The organism is Oribacterium asaccharolyticum ACB7 (assembly GCF_000238075.1).
Taxonomy (GTDB): domain Bacteria; phylum Bacillota; class Clostridia; order Lachnospirales; family Lachnospiraceae; genus Oribacterium; species Oribacterium asaccharolyticum.
The window spans coordinates 307,128-323,374 of sequence record NZ_JH414506.1 but is presented as its reverse complement, the minus strand read 5'-3'; the positions used below and the strand labels follow the sequence as shown (position 1 = coordinate 323,374).

Annotated in this window: 16 protein-coding genes and 1 other annotated feature; of the genes, 15 read left to right on the top strand and 1 reads right to left on the bottom strand. The window is 45.1% G+C overall.

Features of this window, described 5'->3' with window-relative positions; translation table 11 throughout:
- The first annotated feature begins 59 nt into the window (after positions 1-59).
- From HMPREF9624_RS09335 to HMPREF9624_RS09280, 11 genes are all read left to right on the top strand, one after another.
- The gene (locus HMPREF9624_RS09335; protein ID WP_009428935.1) at positions 60-320 is read left to right on the top strand and encodes a SemiSWEET family transporter; all 261 of its coding nucleotides are present in this window, start codon (positions 60-62) and stop codon (positions 318-320) included.
- A gap of 98 nt (positions 321-418) precedes the next feature.
- Positions 419-614 (top strand) — a sequence feature (ribosomal protein L10 leader region).
- 74 nt (positions 615-688) lie between these two features.
- On the top strand, positions 689-1,186 hold the full coding sequence (rplJ, locus tag HMPREF9624_RS09330; RefSeq protein ID WP_009428779.1) for a 50S ribosomal protein L10: 498 nt from the start codon (positions 689-691) through the stop codon (positions 1,184-1,186).
- A 64-nt stretch (positions 1,187-1,250) separates the two neighbouring features.
- Entirely contained in the window at positions 1,251-1,634 is a 384-nt protein-coding gene (rplL, locus tag HMPREF9624_RS09325; RefSeq protein ID WP_009428111.1) for a 50S ribosomal protein L7/L12, read from the top strand.
- An 829-nt stretch (positions 1,635-2,463) separates the two neighbouring features.
- Entirely contained in the window at positions 2,464-2,757 is a 294-nt protein-coding gene (locus HMPREF9624_RS09315; RefSeq protein WP_009429850.1) for a DUF6110 family protein, read from the top strand.
- 34 nt (positions 2,758-2,791) lie between these two features.
- Complete coding sequence (locus HMPREF9624_RS09310) at positions 2,792-4,948, top strand: heavy metal translocating P-type ATPase (protein ID WP_009537519.1); 2,157 nt, start codon at positions 2,792-2,794, stop codon at positions 4,946-4,948.
- 47 nt (positions 4,949-4,995) lie between these two features.
- Positions 4,996-5,394, top strand: coding sequence for a metal-dependent transcriptional regulator (locus HMPREF9624_RS09305; RefSeq protein ID WP_009537518.1), 399 nt, complete (start codon positions 4,996-4,998; stop codon positions 5,392-5,394).
- Positions 5,395-5,609: 215 nt separating this feature from the next.
- Positions 5,610-5,819 carry a FeoA family protein gene (locus HMPREF9624_RS09300; protein ID WP_009427773.1) on the top strand — a complete coding sequence of 70 codons (210 nt, stop codon included), beginning with the start codon at positions 5,610-5,612 and terminating at the stop codon, positions 5,817-5,819.
- Positions 5,820-5,857: 38 nt separating this feature from the next.
- Positions 5,858-6,085 (top strand): FeoA family protein, encoded by a 228-nt coding sequence (locus HMPREF9624_RS09295; protein WP_009537517.1) that lies wholly within the window; start codon positions 5,858-5,860, stop codon positions 6,083-6,085.
- Between the two features lie 10 nt (positions 6,086-6,095).
- Positions 6,096-8,309, top strand: a complete 2,214-nt coding sequence (gene feoB, locus HMPREF9624_RS09290) for a ferrous iron transport protein B (protein WP_009537516.1) — start codon at positions 6,096-6,098, stop codon at positions 8,307-8,309.
- A 208-nt stretch (positions 8,310-8,517) separates the two neighbouring features.
- Positions 8,518-8,745, top strand: coding sequence for a FeoB-associated Cys-rich membrane protein (locus HMPREF9624_RS09285; protein ID WP_009428619.1), 228 nt, complete (start codon positions 8,518-8,520; stop codon positions 8,743-8,745).
- 64 nt (positions 8,746-8,809) lie between these two features.
- Entirely contained in the window at positions 8,810-9,685 is an 876-nt protein-coding gene (locus HMPREF9624_RS09280; RefSeq protein WP_009537515.1) for an aldose 1-epimerase family protein, read from the top strand.
- On the opposite strand, the gene HMPREF9624_RS09275 is transcribed toward HMPREF9624_RS09280, so the two are convergent.
- A complete protein-coding gene (locus tag HMPREF9624_RS09275) occupies positions 9,672-10,973 on the bottom strand; it encodes an MATE family efflux transporter (RefSeq protein ID WP_009537514.1) in 1,302 nt (433 codons plus the stop codon). The genes HMPREF9624_RS09280 and HMPREF9624_RS09275 overlap by 14 nt on opposite strands.
- A 154-nt stretch (positions 10,974-11,127) precedes the next feature.
- Between HMPREF9624_RS09275 and HMPREF9624_RS09270 the strand changes: the two genes are divergently transcribed.
- The 4 genes from HMPREF9624_RS09270 to HMPREF9624_RS09255 all read left to right on the top strand — a co-directional run bounded on the left by HMPREF9624_RS09270 (position 11,128) and on the right by HMPREF9624_RS09255 (position 15,898).
- Positions 11,128-12,507: an MATE family efflux transporter gene (locus tag HMPREF9624_RS09270; RefSeq protein ID WP_009537513.1), complete on the top strand. Its 1,380-nt coding sequence runs from the start codon at positions 11,128-11,130 to the stop codon at positions 12,505-12,507.
- Positions 12,508-12,517: 10 nt separating this feature from the next.
- Complete coding sequence (locus HMPREF9624_RS09265) at positions 12,518-13,735, top strand: MFS transporter (protein WP_009537512.1); 1,218 nt, start codon at positions 12,518-12,520, stop codon at positions 13,733-13,735.
- Positions 13,736-13,762: 27 nt separating this feature from the next.
- On the top strand, positions 13,763-14,614 hold the full coding sequence (locus tag HMPREF9624_RS09260; protein WP_009537511.1) for a YitT family protein: 852 nt from the start codon (positions 13,763-13,765) through the stop codon (positions 14,612-14,614).
- Positions 14,615-14,836: 222 nt separating this feature from the next.
- Positions 14,837-15,898, top strand: a complete 1,062-nt coding sequence (locus HMPREF9624_RS09255) for an NAD(P)-dependent alcohol dehydrogenase (RefSeq protein ID WP_009428200.1) — start codon at positions 14,837-14,839, stop codon at positions 15,896-15,898.
- The last annotated feature ends 349 nt before the right edge of the window (positions 15,899-16,247 follow it).

Genomic DNA, 16,247 nt, shown 5'->3' with positions numbered 1-16,247 from the left:
CTAGCTGAACTTCCTGATGGGGAGAGTGGTAAAAGGGTAAAGAGTAGAGGAGGAAGAATATGTCAGAGAAGAGTTTGGCAGTTTTTGGTTGGGTCGGGACAACGATATCCGTACTGATGTATGTATCATACATTCCGCAGATTATGAATAACTTACATGGAGTTAAGGGGTCACCGGTACAACCTTTTGTGGCAGCGATTAATGGCGTGATTTGGGTTAGTTATGCATTATTGAAAGAGAAAAAAGACTTTCCGTTAGCGGCGGCAAATGCGCCCGGAATCATCTTCGGATTGATTACGGGGATTACCGCAATCTTATAAAATAGGAGTTTCTCCTGAAAAACACAGGATTTATGGGTGCTTTGCGCTGTTTTGGAAATGCCAATGTTTTTGCTTGACTTTTCCCTTATCACGTGCTAGTATCTGCAAGGTATTAACCGAAGACAGCAGGTATTCAAACTTTCAGCTTATTTCGTAGAGTATTGCGGAGCTAAGAAAGTAAGAATCTAAAGAGCAATCGCCCGCCGAGGAAAGAATAAAGAATGGCTTCAGAAATGAAGTGTTGAATTCGTGATTTCGTCCCCTGTCTTTGGCAGGGGATTTTTTAATTCTTACGGGAGAGTTTCATGGAAACACATTGTCCCATTCGCGTTAATACTTTCTAAAAATAAAGAAGGAGGAAACCGAAGATGGCAAAGGTTGAATTAAAGCAGCCGATTATCGACGAGATCAAGGGATTTTTGGACGGCGCTGTGGCAGCCACTGTAGTAGACTATCGTGGACTTACCGTTGCGGAAGATACAGCACTTCGTAAGGCTTTGAGAGAAGCAGGCGTGCAGTACAAGGTCTTCAAGAACACCCTGATTAAGAGAGCAGCAGAGGGAACGGACTTCGCTCAGCTGGATCCGGTTTTAGACGGACCTACAGCTCTTGCAGTATCGAAGGATGATGCTACTGCGGCAGCCAGAATTTTTGCAAAATTTGCAAAGACCTCTCCCAAGTTGGAGTTTAAGGGCGCTGTTGTAGAAGGAAAGTTCTACGATGCAAAGGCAGTACAGGCACTGGCAGAGATTCCGTCCAGAGAAGAGCTTCTGGGAAGACTTCTCGGATCGATCAAGTCCCCTGTTACAAACTTCGCTCGTGTGCTTAACCAGATTGCACAGAAGGGTGACGGAGAAGCTGCATAAGGCAGCTTAGGTACGGAAGATATTCCGTGACATTTAAAAAATAATAATAATGGAGGAAAAAACAATGGCAAAGTTAACTGTTGAAGAGTTTATTGCAGCAATTAAGGAACTTTCCGTAATGGAATTAAATGATTTAGTAAAGGCTTGCGAAGAGGAATTTGGTGTTTCCGCAGCAGCAGGCGTAGTTGTAGCAGCAGCAGGTGCTGGTGCAGGTGCCGGCGCAGCTGAGGAAGAGAAGACTGAGTTCGACGTTGAGCTTACTGATGTAGGTCCGAACAAGATTAAGGTTATCAAGGTTGTTCGTGAGGCTACCGGTCTTGGACTTAAGGAAGCAAAGGACCTCGTTGAGGCAGCTCCGAAGGTTCTTAAGGAAGGTGCTTCCAAGGCTGAGGCTGATGACATCAAGGCTAAGCTTGAGGCTGAAGGCGCTAAGATTACTCTTAAGTAATTTTTCTAAAGATGATAAGAAGGTCGGGGAGAAATCCCCGATCTTTTTTAATTCTTAACGAGTATCGCTCGCGAAGTATGCGAAATCACGTTTCTTCATGGAAAAAAAGGATGGAACGAGATATATAAAATGCTATAAAACAGAATACGCAAGAAACCGCTAAACCATCACAATATAAAAACCCCAAAGCAACGAAGATTCAGGAATTATTTGCCGATTGGGAAGATGACGGTCTTCGACATCAAATTGGATTGGGGAAAAGCAGAAGGAGAAGAACAGAAAAATTAATATAGCGGCGGGAAGGACTGTAGCAATCAATAAGCTGAAGCGAATGAAGCAGTATGGGTCTATAATAGGGGTAGTCTGAGCCCGTCGGTACTTACTGAAAGCGAGCAAAGCGAAGCTTGAAGTTAGTACCGCTACGAGGCGAGGCTAGCGAGAGCGTGCCCCATTTATAGACCCATACTGCTTCAGAGCGCTTTCTTATAACGAGCGCAGTCCTTCCCTCCGCAGGGGCGAGCATAGCGAGAGCGTGCTCGATTTCATGCCTATACTGCATCTGCGCGTGCCCCCTTGACTTTTTCAATAATCGATGCTAAAAGTTATGTAAAACTAACTTTTCTGGCGTAGAGTATACATTGTATTAAAAATGGAAACGAAATACAAAAGGGTTAGCCTTGACTTAATAATAATTCCTATTTTACAATATGCTCATTCTAAAGAACAAGACTTTAACCGTAGGGCACAAGAGAGTGCCAAATGTAAGAAAGTTTTATTCTTTAGCAGTAAAAAGTAGTTTATGTATAGCAAAACAAGAGGAGGAAAGAATATGTTTTTAGCAAATATTGCATGGAAGAAACTTGGTATTTTTGCAGGCGGAGTACTTTTCGGTACTGCAGGAATGAAGATTCTTGGGTCTCAGGACGCCAAGAAAGTTTATACGGAGGCAGCCGCAGCTGTGCTTCGCGGACAGGATTGCGTTATGAAGGTCAGCACTACCATAAAGGAGAACTGCGAAGACATTTATGCGGATGCAAAGCGCATTAATGAGAAGAGAGCAGAGGCAGAAGAAAAGGCATTAATCTGTGATTGCGCTGAAGAATGTGACGGAAAAGAAGTGTAAGGCAAACTGTTTTTAGTAAGGAAAGGTAAGGGCGATGAAGTGTAAGATATTACATGAATCTCAAGGGCGGATGCGAATTCATACCGTACAGCCTAGGATGACTGTGGAGCAGGCGGATATTTTAGAGTATTACCTGAAGGCCCGGGCGGGAGTTCTTGATGTAAAAGTAAATGATAGAACCGGTGACGCCATAATTACTTACGAAGGAACACGGGAGGGGATTGTAGAGGCCCTTTCCCGTTTTTCTTATCAGGAAAATGCGGGCCTTGTTCCGGAACATACCGGAAGGGCGTTGAACAGAGAGTATGAGGACAAGTTGGTTCTTACCGTAGTGAACCGGGTGGTCAATATTCTCTTTTTCCCACAGCCTTTGAAACGTGTTCTCACGGGTATTAAGGCGATTCCCTACCTGTTAAAGGGAATCGGAACGTTGCTGAGAGGGAAGATAGAAGTGGCACTGCTGGATGCCGTGGCGATTTCCGCTTCAATTTTAACCGGAGATTACGATACGGCGTCTTCGGTGATGTTTTTGCTCGGAATCGGAGAAATCCTGGAAGAGTGGACACACAAGAAGTCCGTGGATGACTTGGCGCGTACCATGTCTCTGGATGTGGATAAGGTTTGGACTGTGGTGCAGGGAGAGGAAGTGCTCCTTCCCATCAATGAAGTGCAAATCGGTGCAGAAATTATTATTCGTACGGGAAATATGATTCCGTTGGACGGAAAATTATGTTCCGGAGAGGCGATGGTGAATCAGGCATCCATGACGGGAGAAGCGGTTCCGGTACGAAAGGTAGCCGGTAGCTATGCTTATGCCGGAACGGTTGTAGAAGAGGGAGAGTGCCACATTATTGTGGAGAAAGCGGCAGGCTCAGGACGCTACGATCGCATCGTCAAAATGATTGAAGAATCGGAGAAATTAAAGAGCTCTACGGAAGACAGAGCATCTCACCTTGCAGATAAACTTGTTCCGTACAGCTTGGGTGGATCGGTATTGGCCTACCTGTTGACCCGGAATGTAACAAAGGCACTGGCCTTCCTGATGGTGGATTTCTCCTGCGCGTTGAAACTTTCGATGCCGGTTGCGGTTCTTTCCGCGATGCGAGAAGCGGGAAAATATCATATTTCCGTCAAGGGCGGTAAATTTATGGAAGCCATTTCCGAGGCAAATACCATAGTATTCGATAAGACGGGAACATTGACCTATGCTAAGCCGAAGGTGGAGCAGATTATTACCTTTATGGGAGAGGATGAAAATGAGATGCTCCGTATGGCAGCCTGCCTGGAAGAACATTATCCCCATTCTATGGCGAATGCAGTAGTTACGGAGGCGGAACTTCGTGATTTGCACCATGCGGAGCGCCACTCCAAGGTGGAGTATGTAGTAGCGCACGGCATCTCCAGTATTTACGAAGGAAAACGAGTGCTTATCGGTAGCTATCACTTTGTTTTTGAAGATGAGCATTGCGAGATTCCAAAGGGAGAAGAAGAAAAATTCAATTCCATTCCGGAAGAATACTCGTCTCTGTATCTTGCAGTAAACGGAAAGCTCGCGGCAGCCATCTTGATTTCTGATCCTCTTCGAGCAGAGGCAAAGGATGTTATCGGAAGACTCAAGAGCCTGGGAATCGACAAGGTGGTTATGATGACCGGAGATAATAAGCATACGGCCAAGGCCGTTGCAAAGAAGGTCGGCGTTGATGAATTTTATGCCGAAGTTCTCCCGGAGGATAAGGCTACCTTTATTCAGGAAGAGCATAAAAAAGGCAGAAAAGTGATCATGGTGGGAGATGGAATCAATGATTCACCGGCTCTTTCCGAGGCGGATACCGGTATTGCCATATCGGCAGGGGCTGCCATCGCAAGGGAAGTGGCGGATGTGACAGTATCGGAAGGAAATCTTTATGAACTGGTTATTTTGAAGGAGATTAGTAATCGTCTGATGCGCCGCATTAACGACAATTATCGTTTTATCATCGGATTTAATTCCGCTCTGATTGCGATGGGCTTCTTCGGCGTTATCACGCCTTCCGGATCCGCTCTTTTCCATAATCTCTCTACTATTGCGACAGGTTTAAAGAGTATGACGGCTCTTCTTCCGGAAGAGAAGAAGGAAGAAGTTGAGGTTTTGGGACAAAATGCGATAGCCATCAATGAGGGCTATGCTTTGCAAAACGCTAAATCCGCATAATATTTTCAAGAAAGAAAAACCGGGCGGAAAAGGCAGAGGAGGACTGTATGAAACCGTATGAAAGTCATGAATCGGAAGAAAACTACTTGGAAGCTATCTTGATGCTTTCCTTGGACCATAGAAAGGTACGGGCAATTGATATTGCCAATATGCTCGGCTTTTCCAAGCCCAGTGTCAGCATTGCGCTGAAAAGACTGAAAGAAGAGGGAAAAGTGGAATCGGATGAAAAGGGCTCCTTAACCTTGACAGAACAGGGGCTTGCCATTGCACAGAGCACTTACGAAAAGCATACGGTTCTTACGGATGTACTTGTGGCTCTCGGGGTAAATGCTTATACGGCTTCCCAGGATGCCTGCAGGATGGAACATGTGCTGAGTCCGGAGTCCTTCGGAAAGATTAAAGATTTTTATGCTAAGTTTAAAAAAGGCGAATACGATGAGAAATAGTTCTTGAAAAATATGATTTTTCGAGAAAAGAACGGAGATAGAGCCAATTCCTTTTGAAAGGGATCGGCTCTATTTTTTTTATAAAAACAATCACTTGGTTGACAAATAAGTTAGAGAATGCTAATTTAATGGTTGGTTTTCGTATACTAACTATAGAGCAAGCTTAGTTTCTCTTTCGACGGACTGAAAAAGAAATGGGAGCAGAAGGAGGGGGTATGCCACTTACATTAGCCGGCACAGGAGTAGCGCTGGAAATCAAGAAGATTGGCGGATCTGCAGAAATGAGACAGCATCTGAGTGACCTCGGATTTGTGGTCGGTGGAGAAGTGACCGTGATTTCAACATCACTCGGCAATGTCATTGTGAAGATCAAAGATGCCAGAGTGGCCATCAGTAAAGAGATGGCAAACAAAATTATGGTGTAGGTTTTTTAACATATGCAAAGAAGAAGGCGGAGGACAGTATGACACTGAAAGATTTAAAACCGGGACAGAGCGCTGTAGTAAAGAAGTTGACAGGAGAAGGTGCAGTCAAGAGGAGAATCATGGATATGGGGCTGACGAAGGGAACGGAGATACTTGTCCGTAAGGTAGCTCCCCTCGGGGATCCCTTGGAGCTTACCGTTCGGGGCTATGAACTTTCTGTTCGTAAGGCAGATGCAGAGATGATTGAAGTGGAAGAGAAGGTTTAGGAGGAAGAAGATGGCTGTAACAATCGCACTTGCCGGCAATCCGAATGCCGGAAAAACAACATTATTTAATCAGTTAACGGGCTCGAATCAGTATGTTGGTAACTGGCCGGGTGTTACTGTGGAGAAAAAGGAAGGAAAGTTAAAGGGACATAAGGATGTCATCATTGCCGATCTTCCCGGAATTTACTCCCTTTCTCCCTATACGCTTGAGGAAGTGGTTGCCAGAAACTATTTGATTAACAACAGACCGAATGCCATTTTAAATATCGTGGACGGTACAAACTTAGAGAGAAACCTCTACCTTTCCACGCAGTTAAAGGAGCTCGGCGTTCCCGTAATCATGGCTATCAATATGATGGATGTCGTAACAAAGAACGGCGATGTTTTGAATCTTGAGGCCCTTGGCAAAGCTATGGGCTGTAAGGTTATCAGCATTTCCGCACTTCGCAATCAGGGAATTGACGAGTTGATTTCACTTGCTGTTGCGGAGGCAAACAGCGGTGCGGAACCGGCTATCGAGCACCGTTTTTCGGAGAACGTGGAAAAAGCGCTTTCCGAAATTCAAAGTAAGATTACCGGAGAGGTTCCCGAGGCACTTACCCGTTTCTTCTCCATCAAGCTCTTTGAAAGAGATGACAAGATTCGAAACGAACTTCCGGAAAAAGCAAAAAATGTCGATTTGGAAAGCATTATCTCCGAGATTGAGAAAGAAGAAGACGATGATGCGGAAAGCATTATCACGAATGAGCGTTATAAGTATATCCAAAGTATTATTTCTTCTGCCTATGAAAAGCGCGGGCAGACAGGACTCACGGTATCCGATAAGATTGACGCTATCGTAACAAACCGCTTTTTGGCACTCCCGCTCTTTGCACTCATTATGTTTGGCGTGTACTATATCTCTATTTCCACAGTGGGAACCAAGATGACCGACTGGGTTAACGATGTGCTTTTCGGAAACAATCCCTGGTCCTTCTTCGGACTCTTTGATGTGCCGTCCATCCCCGGTGCGGTAACAAGTCTCCTCGAGTCCATGAACGTGAGCGAAGCATTACAGGGTCTTGTGATTGACGGTATTGTTGCCGGAGTCGGTGCGGTAATCGGATTCTTACCGCAGATGCTCACCTTCTTCCTCTTCCTTGCTTTCTTGGAGGGATGCGGATATATGGCGAGAGTTGCCTTCATCATGGACCGTGTTTTCCGTAAGTTCGGCCTTTCCGGAAAATCCTTTATTCCGATGCTGATCGGAACCGGTTGCGGTGTTCCGGGCGTTATGGGTTCCCGTACCGTAGAGAACGAAAGAGACCGTCGTATGACCATTATGACGACGACCTTCATTCCCTGCTCCGCAAAGCTGCCGGTTATTGCCCTTCTTGCCGGAGCCTTATTCAATAACTCGGCGTGGGTAGGCTGGAGTGCTTATTTCCTCGGCGTTTGTGCCATCGTGTTCTCCGGTATCGTATTAAAGAAGACAAAGATGTTCGCAGGACAGCCGGCACCATTCGTTATGGAGCTTCCGGCATATCACATGCCAAGACCGATTGATATCTTAAAGAGTATGGGTGAGAGAGGAATGTCCTTTGTAAAGAAGGCGGGAACGGTTATTCTCCTTGCTGCGATTTTGGTTTGGTTCTTGTCCAGATTTAATTTCCAGATGCAGTATCTTCCGGAAGAGGAAATGGACAGTTCTATCTTGGCCGGCTTTGGTAATTCTCTGGTTTGGCTCTTTGCTCCTCTTGGCTGGGGGCAGTGGAAGGCTGTAGTGGCAGCCGTTACCGGTCTTATTGCAAAGGAAAATGTAGTGGGTACCTTCGGAACGCTCTTTAATTATGCGGGAGATGCCAGTGAGTTGGCAGATGACAGTTCGGCAATCTGGGAAAAAGTTAGAGAGTATTTCGGATCGGGTCTTGCAGGCTATAGTTTCCTGGCTTTCAACTTGCTCTGTGCTCCCTGCTTCGCAGCAATCGGCGCCATCAAGAGAGAGATGAACAATGGTCGTTGGACGATGTTTGCCATTGGTTGGGAGTGCTTCTTGGCTTATTGTGTATCCCTTGTGATTTATCAAATCGGCGGTCTTGTTACCGGTGCGGTGAAGTTTAATATCTTCACTATCGTAGCCTTTTTGCTTGTTGCGGCAGGTATCTGGGGACTCCTCCGTCCGTACAAGGAAGCGGATACCCTTTCCGAGAAAGAAGAAAGAGCCGTAGAGAGAGCGATGGCTTAATAGGCTGTTGGACTTGTTCTGCGAGATTTCGTGATACAGGAAACTACCCCCCCGCTGTTTCCGGAACCCCTCCTTTTTCGGCATAGCCGGAAAGGAGGGGTTCTCTTTTTAGAAATTTAATGATTTACAGTTGTTTCATTGGCTCAATCATCCCTTATAATAATAAAAGTTATACAAGACTAAGTTTTTACGGAAAGCAGGTTAGACTATGGGAAATATTATAGTAATTGTTTTTGTGGCAGGCTTGATTCTGCTGGTTCTTCGTGCATTACGGAAGGAGCACAAAGAAAGCGGCTCCTGTGCTTTTTGTAGCTATGCAAAGTCCGGAAAGTGTAATCACGTCGGACATGAGGAATTGGATCATCAGAATTTTCATCTTACAAAGGAGGAGCAGGCTATTCTGGACAGACATAGCAGGAATAGAAAGAAAGCATAGTAGTTTCTACAAAATTTGGGTACAATACTAAGGAGACCGTAAAGCATTCATAAAGGAGTATTTTATGCTGTGTATTGAATCCCCGAACTTAAGCGTAAAAATCAAAGAAAAGGGAGCGGAGCTCTGCTCTATCTATGACAAAGAAAAGGAGCGGGAATTGCTTTGGCAGGGAGACAGAAGACTTTGGGCGGAGCAGGCGCCGATTCTGTTTCCGTTCATCGGACGTCTAAAAGGAAAGGCCTATTCTTATAACGGACAAAAATATCCAATGGATTTGCACGGCTTTGCCAGAGAGAATGTCTTTCGAGTGGTGGAACACAATGAGGATTCCTGCCTTCTGGAGTTGAGAGATACGGCGGTAACCAGACAGGCGTATCCTTTTGCCTTTCGGCTAAGGCAGTACTATAAAGTAAAAGGGACAAGCCTTCTCATAGAGACGAAAATTGAAAATCTGGGAATGGAGACAATGTATTTTGCTTTGGGTTTGCATCCGGGCTTTCAACTTTTCTCAGAGAATAATAAAATTTCGGACTTCGAACTCGATTTTCCCGATTGTCCGGGAGAAAAATTGGAGCAAATTCTTTTTTCGGAAGAGAGCCTGACAAAAAAAGAAAGAGGAGAAGCTTTTTTAAAGGAGAAAAGCCTTTCTCTTTCTTATGACTTGTTCCGAAATGATGCGCCGGTGTTTCCGGAGACCGGAGGGAAAGCTTTTCTCCATAAAAGAGGAGAAAAGGAAGGACTCAGGATGGAATATCCGGACTATTCCTATATCGCTATCTGGCAGCCCTATGGAAAGGAAGCCCCTTTCCTCTGCATTGAGCCTTGGACTTCTCTTCCCGGTAGGGATGGGATTGAAGAAGATATCTGTGAAAAAGAAGACTTTCAGTCTCTTTTACCGGATGAGGAGCGCAGTTATCATTGTAAAATCAGCTTGGACTAAGCTGATTTTCTTTTTGCTCTTTTTTGTAGTAATAAAGGATAAGCAGTAAGGAAAAAGCCTCCGAGCAAGGAAAGGCGAGCCAGACCCCAAGCATTTTCCAGAAATAAGAAAGAAGAAGGGCAAAGAATACAATGGCAAAGGTTCCTCGAATCAGGGAAGACAGAAAGGCGGGTTTGGGGTTATTCGTAGCGGAGAAATAGGAGACCAAAAGTGTATTGATTCCCACAAAGAGGAAGGCCCAAAAGTAAAGTCGAATCCCTTCTTTGGCATAAACGTATAGATCCGGATTATTTTCACTGTTAAAAAGTGCGATGAAGAAATCGCTCTTGTAGTTCACAAAGAAAAGGATGATGACGGAAATAAGCAGTGCAGTAACAATACCGTACTGTAAATACTTTTGAAGGAGATGCTTATCCTTTTTTCCGTAGCTGTGACTCATCAAAGGTTGTACACCCTGTGCCAGACCGTTATAGATGGCATTGCAGACAGAGGAAACGTTGGAGATAACACCGTAGGCTGCAATTCCGGTATTTCCGGACAGATTTAAAATCAGCATATTGAAGGTGGCGATGGTGACTGCACTTGCAATTTCTCCGACGAAATTGGAGAGTCCAAGCTGACAGCAAGCACAGAGGTGCTTAAAGCGCGGTGTCTGCCAGCCGAAGGGGACCGTGTTTTTCTTTCCGCAGTAATGAATGAGGCAGAAGGCGGAGCCGACAATAGGGGAAATTCCGGTGGCGAGAGCCGCACCCGCGAGGCCCATTCCCATGGGAAACATGAAAATATAGTCGAAGACAATATTAAAAAGGCTGGAGAAGACAGACCCCATCATAGCAATGGAAGGATTGTTGTCGTTTCGCACATAGGCGCTGGTGGTATAATTTACCATATAAAAGAAGGCAAAAGGCAGAATGGTTCGGAGGTAGGGAATGCCGAGTTCCTGCAGCTCCCGGTCAGCTCCTAAAAGGGCGAGAATTTCTCTCGAAAAGAAAAGACCGGCAAGCAAAAAAGGAATACTGAAAACGGCATTCCAAAAAACGGCCTGGAGGAAGAAACTGCTGACATCTTTTCCTCTGGCTTTTCTGATACTGTATCTGGTGGCACTTCCGATACCGAGCATCGAGCCGAGGGCATTCATCATGCCGTATAAAGGCAGAACCAGATTCAAGACTGCCAGTCCGTCACTTCCGGAATAGCTGGCAATAAAATAGGTGTCTGCCAGGATATAAACGGAGATGCCGATCATGCCGGCAATACTGTGACTTACATAATGAATAAAGTTTTTCATACACGAACTCCCGCTTTTGCAAAAAGAGTACTCCGGTAGTATAATGGAGCGCACTTTGTTATTCCAATCTAGTATCCTGCGGAAAACGCATGATACCCCGTCCGCCTATCCTATCATGAGAGCGGGAGTATGTAAATTTTTAAAGGAGAGAAGTATGAGAAAAGCCTTGACGGAGGAAGAAAAATACAGGCAAATGATGGAAGAACCGGTGAATACGTTAATTCCTCGCCTTGCCCTTCCGTCCATGGTCTCTATGGTTGTGGTGGCTGTTTACAATATGGCGGACACTTTTTTTGTATCTCGGCTGGGGACTTCCGCGTCCGGTGCGGTCGGGATTGTGTTTTCCATGGCTGCGATTATTCAGGCGGTTGCTTTTATGATTGGGATGGGCTGCGGAAATGAAATTTCCCGTCTGCTAGGCGCTAAGAAGCAGGAAGAAGCGGCACGCTTCGTGGCCATCGGCTTTTTTACGGAAATCATTTTGGGCACGATTATTGCGCTTTTCGGCATTGTGTATTGTACGCCTCTGGTTTACGCTCTGGGGTCTACCGAGACCATTGCACCCTACGCAATCCGTTACGCCCGCTACATCCTTCTCGGAACGCCGTTCATTATGGCGTCCCTCGGGATGAACAACATGCTCCGTTTTCAGGGGAATTCTTTTTATTCCATGTTGGGAATCAGCACGGGAGGGATTCTGAACATGTTCCTGGATCCGCTTTTTATTTACGGTTTTCATATGGGAATCATGGGTGCAGCGGTAGCCACTACAATCAGCCAGATAGTATCCTTCAGCATCTTACTTTACCAATGTAATAAGATGCCGGCCTGTATCAGCGTTTCTTTAAAAAACTTTAAACCGAGCCTTAAGCGCTATATCTTAATCTTGAAATTCGGCTTACCCAGTCTGGCAAGACAGGGAATAGCCGGTGTATCCACGATTATCTTAAATTTTTCGGCACATCCCTACGGAGATGCGGCAATTGCTGCGATGGCAATCGTCATGCGAATCACCATGTTTATCAATTCTCTGGTTATCGGTTTCGGACAGGGATTTCAGCCGGTTTGCGGATATTGTTACGGTGCAAAGAATTATAAAAGGGTAGAGAAGGCCTATTATTTCAGTCTGAAAGTTTGTTTTTCCATTTTGGTCGTGATGGGAGTAGTGGTTTTTATTTTCGCAAAACCGCTTATTACTGCGTTTAGAAAAGAGGATGCGGAGGTGATTCGTATAGGATTTCTGGCGCTGCGGCTGCAATGCCTTACCATTCCTCTTGCGGCGCAGCTTACGATGGCAAATATGTTCAGTCAGACCACAGGCTATCCTCTTCGCGCCAGTATTGTGGCGTTGCTAAGACAAGGAATATGTCTGATTCCGATTCTGCTGGTTCTGCCGCCGCTTTTCGGCCTGCTCGGCGTGCAATCGTCTCAGCCGGTGAGTGATGTTTTTGCCGCGGTAATTGCTTTTCTGATTACCGACGGAATCCTAAAGGAACTTCGTGCAAAAACGGATGCAAAGCCAAATCCACAATAAGGAGAAAAGAATGTTTTCTTTATTATTACTTATAATCTATCTGTCCTTTGTCAGCCTGGGGCTTCCGGATGCTGTACTGGGAGCGGCTTGGCCGATTATTCATGAAGAATTCGGGGTTCCGATTTCCTTTTCCGGCAGTATTTATATGTTGATTTCCTGTTGTACCATTCTGTCCAGTTTGAAGAGCGAAAGCCTGCGACTTCGATTTGGAACGGGAAAGATTACCGCTTTTTCCGTATTGCTTACGGCTGTCGCCATTTTCGGCTTCTCCATCAGTCCGTCTCTTTCCGTCATGCTTTTCTTTGCGATTCCCTATGGACTGGGGGCAGGATCGGTGGATGCGGCATTAAATCACTATGTAGCAGTGCATTATTCCGGGAGAAGTATGAACTGGCTGCATTGCATGTGGGGGATAGGCGCCGCCCTGGGGCCGTATATTTTGGGCTTTGTGTTACAAAGAGGGGAGTCCTGGAGGAGCGGCTATCTGGTGCTCAGCATGATTCAGGCAACTCTCACAATCATCCTTTTTTTAAGCCTCGGGTTGTGGGGAAAGGAGGAAAAGAAGGAGAAGACTGAAGAAAAGAAAACACCCATGTCTTTTCGACAAATTCTCTCTATTACCGGGGCAAAGGAGTGCCTGGTGAGCTTCTTCCTTTACTGCGCGATAGAACAGACACTCGGACTTTGGTCAGGCTCTTTTATGGTGTATTCCTTAAAAATAGAGGCCAAGCTTGCAGCATCTTTTGTGGCGTTGTTTTACTTCGGGATTACCTTCGGACGTTTTCTTGCCGGCATTCTTGCGGCAAAATGGCAGGATGAAGCTTTGATACTGGGGGGCTGCGGGATTCTCTTTTTGGGACTGGTACTTCTTTTTTGCTCAATGGTTCCGGGGCAGGAGGTAAAACTTTTCGGAATGGAGCTCAGACAGCTTCTGGTTATTTGTGCTTTGCTTCTTTCGGGACTGGGCTGTGCTCCGATTTATCCGGCAATCATCCATTCGACGCCTCGGAACTTCGGTGCGGAAAATACTTCCGCCTTGATTGGAAAGCAGATGGCGGCTGCTTATATCGGCAGTATGAGTTTTCCTCCTTTTTTTGGGGTTTTGGCAAAGATTTTCGGGACGGGACTTTTTCCTTTCTTTTCTACGGTCCTGTTTTTCGGCATGCTCTTTATGTACAGGAATTTACTCTATAAGACCAGAGGAAAAAGAGGTAAAATAGAAAGATAAGAAGAGGAAAAAAGGAGGAATTGGAAATTGAACAAGGATTTACTGGCTAAGATAAAAGATTCTTTTATGGTGAATTTGGGCATAGTGATTGTTGCTGCGGCAATTTTCTTTTTTCAGGTTCCGAGTCATGTGGCTGTTTCTTCGATTTCCGGTCTGGCGATTATTCTGAATCATTTTCTGCCGCTTTCCGTGGCAACGCTGACGATGATCATGAACGTGATTCTGCTGATTATTGCCTATTTTTTCCTGAGCCACAGCTTTGCTTACAAAACGGCTTACGCAACGATAGTATTACCGGCGATTATGCTTCTTTTTGAGAAAATCTTTCCGAACAATCAATCTTTGACGGGGGATGTGCTCTTGGATGTGATTGCCTATATCTTTTTTGTCAGCATCGGGCTTGCTATTTTATTTAACAGAAATACCTGTTCAGGCGGCTTGGATGTTGTGGCAAAGTTGATGCAGAAGTATCTTCATATGGATCTCGGAAAGGCGCTTGGGTTTTCCGGTCTCTTTATTGCTTCGCTGTCTATTTTTGCCTTCGATAAAAAGGCGGTCATTCTCTCTGTTTTAGGGACTTATTTTAACGGAATCATTCTGGATCATTTCATTTTCGGGCAAAGCATCAAAAAGAGAGTCTGTGTGATTACTGATAAGTCGGAGGAGGTTACGGACTTTATTTTAAATCGCCTGCATAGCGGGATGAGTATCTATGACATTGTCGGGGCATACAGCCATGAGCGGAAAAAAGAAATTGTTGCGGTTGTGGACCGGCAGGAGTATCAGAAGCTGATGCGTTTTCTGGAGACGGTAGATCCGAAGGCATTCATTACAGTGTATAATGTTGCGGAAATTCATTACACTCCGAAGAAGTGGTAAGCCTTTTGAAAAGTAGATAAATCTTTTTGGAATAAAATAATTTAATTTTATTTGATAAAAAATTGACAATCCCTGAATTTATGCTATATTGTTGTTAATGTATTAACAAACTATGGAACAAATCAGTTTCATTCCATGGGAATCCGACGTTCTGCAGTAGGAAAAGGAAAATCCAGAAGAATCGGCCGGAAGAAACCATAAATTTGAGAGGAGAAGAAAGAAATGAAAGCTTATGCAATGCTGAAAATCGGAGAATCAGGATGGATTGAGAAGGATCGTCCCGCATGCGGTCCTATGGATGCCATTTGTACACCGCTCGCAGTAGCTATTTGTACTTCTGATGTGCATACCCTTTGGGAGGGGGCAATCGGAGAAAGGCACAACATGATTTTAGGGCATGAGTGCTGTGCGGAAATCGTGGAAGTTGGAGATATGGTTAAGGATTTCAAGGTAGGAGACCGTGTCCTCGTTCCGGCTATTACTCCGGATTGGAATTCCTTAGAGGCACAGGCCGGATTTTCCATGCACTCCGGCGGTATGCTTGCAGGCTGGAAGTTCTCTAACTTTAAGGATGGTGTTTTCGGAGAGTATTTCCATGTAAATGATGCTGACGGAAACTTAGCACTTCTTCCAAAGGGAATTGATCCGGTAGATGCTTGTATGCTTTCCGACATGGTACCGACAGGTTTCCATGGAGTTGAACTTGCCGATATTCAGTTCGGTGACACGGTACTCGTAATCGGTATCGGTCCTGTAGGACTGATGTCCGTAGCGGGAGCAAGTCTTCGCGGAGCCAGCAGAATCATCTGTGTAGGAACCAGACCCGCTTGTATCGAAGTGGCGAAGAAGTACGGTGCAACCGATTTTGTAAGTTATAAGAACGGAACCATTGAGGATCAGGTTCTGGCTTTGACAGATGGGAAGGGCGTAGACAGAGTTGTAATCGCCGGTGGAGAAGTAGATACCTTTGCTTCTGCAGTAAAGTGCATGAAGCCGGGGGCTAAAATCGGAAATGTAAACTATCTCGGAAAAGGAGAGAGCATCGGTATTCCCCGTATCCAGTGGGGTGTAGGTATGGGACACAAGGCTATTAACGGCGGTCTTATGCCGGGCGGAAGACTTCGTATGGAGAAACTCGGAGCTTTAGTTGCTTCCGGAAAGCTCGATGTACATCCGCTCGTATCCCATGTTTTCGATGGCTGGGAGAACCTGGAGAAGGCGCTCTTCATGATGAGAGATAAGCCTGCCGATCTCATTAAGCCGGTAGTATCTATTAAGAAATAAGAGATATATAAAATAAGAGATATATAAAAGAGACTATAAAACAAGCAAACTCCTTTATGCTGTGCAGGTTCGTTCCGGGGTAATCTGAGGCCGTAACAAACCTGCGCAGCAATAAAAAGTTCAGTTTGGGTTTTACAGCCTCTTTTCTTTACAACAAATGGTGTACGCAATTTTTCCTTTCATGGCTTACCATTCCTCCTGATGCAGAAAATAACTTTCTTTCCTAATTATCCCGTTATTGCCTCAGAAATATAGAAGATAAAATAGAGGGGACAATATCATTAAAAAATAATATTGTTAAAATATTGACATTTAAAAATTTGGAGAGTATGATGAGGGGCGTATAAAA

Bases quoted from the DNA above. Each gene is read 5' to 3' on its own strand.
- HMPREF9624_RS09300 (WP_009427773.1), top strand. From the start codon at position 5,610: ATGCCACTTACATTAGCCGGCACAGGAGTAGCGCTGGAAATCAAGAAG.
- HMPREF9624_RS09310 (WP_009537519.1), top strand. From the start codon at position 2,792: ATGAAGTGTAAGATATTACATGAATCTCAAGGGCGGATGCGAATTCAT.
- HMPREF9624_RS09295 (WP_009537517.1), top strand. From the start codon at position 5,858: ATGACACTGAAAGATTTAAAACCGGGACAGAGCGCTGTAGTAAAGAAG.
- HMPREF9624_RS09315 (WP_009429850.1), top strand. From the start codon at position 2,464: ATGTTTTTAGCAAATATTGCATGGAAGAAACTTGGTATTTTTGCAGGC.
- rplL (WP_009428111.1), top strand. From the start codon at position 1,251: ATGGCAAAGTTAACTGTTGAAGAGTTTATTGCAGCAATTAAGGAACTT.
- HMPREF9624_RS09270 (WP_009537513.1), top strand. From the start codon at position 11,128: ATGAGAAAAGCCTTGACGGAGGAAGAAAAATACAGGCAAATGATGGAA.
- HMPREF9624_RS09255 (WP_009428200.1), top strand. From the start codon at position 14,837: ATGAAAGCTTATGCAATGCTGAAAATCGGAGAATCAGGATGGATTGAG.
- HMPREF9624_RS09280 (WP_009537515.1), top strand. From the start codon at position 8,810: ATGCTGTGTATTGAATCCCCGAACTTAAGCGTAAAAATCAAAGAAAAG.
- HMPREF9624_RS09305 (WP_009537518.1), top strand. From the start codon at position 4,996: ATGAAACCGTATGAAAGTCATGAATCGGAAGAAAACTACTTGGAAGCT.
- HMPREF9624_RS09275 (WP_009537514.1), bottom strand. From the start codon at position 10,973: ATGAAAAACTTTATTCATTATGTAAGTCACAGTATTGCCGGCATGATC.
- HMPREF9624_RS09265 (WP_009537512.1), top strand. From the start codon at position 12,518: ATGTTTTCTTTATTATTACTTATAATCTATCTGTCCTTTGTCAGCCTG.
- feoB (WP_009537516.1), top strand. From the start codon at position 6,096: ATGGCTGTAACAATCGCACTTGCCGGCAATCCGAATGCCGGAAAAACA.
- HMPREF9624_RS09335 (WP_009428935.1), top strand. From the start codon at position 60: ATGTCAGAGAAGAGTTTGGCAGTTTTTGGTTGGGTCGGGACAACGATA.
- rplJ (WP_009428779.1), top strand. From the start codon at position 689: ATGGCAAAGGTTGAATTAAAGCAGCCGATTATCGACGAGATCAAGGGA.
- HMPREF9624_RS09285 (WP_009428619.1), top strand. From the start codon at position 8,518: ATGGGAAATATTATAGTAATTGTTTTTGTGGCAGGCTTGATTCTGCTG.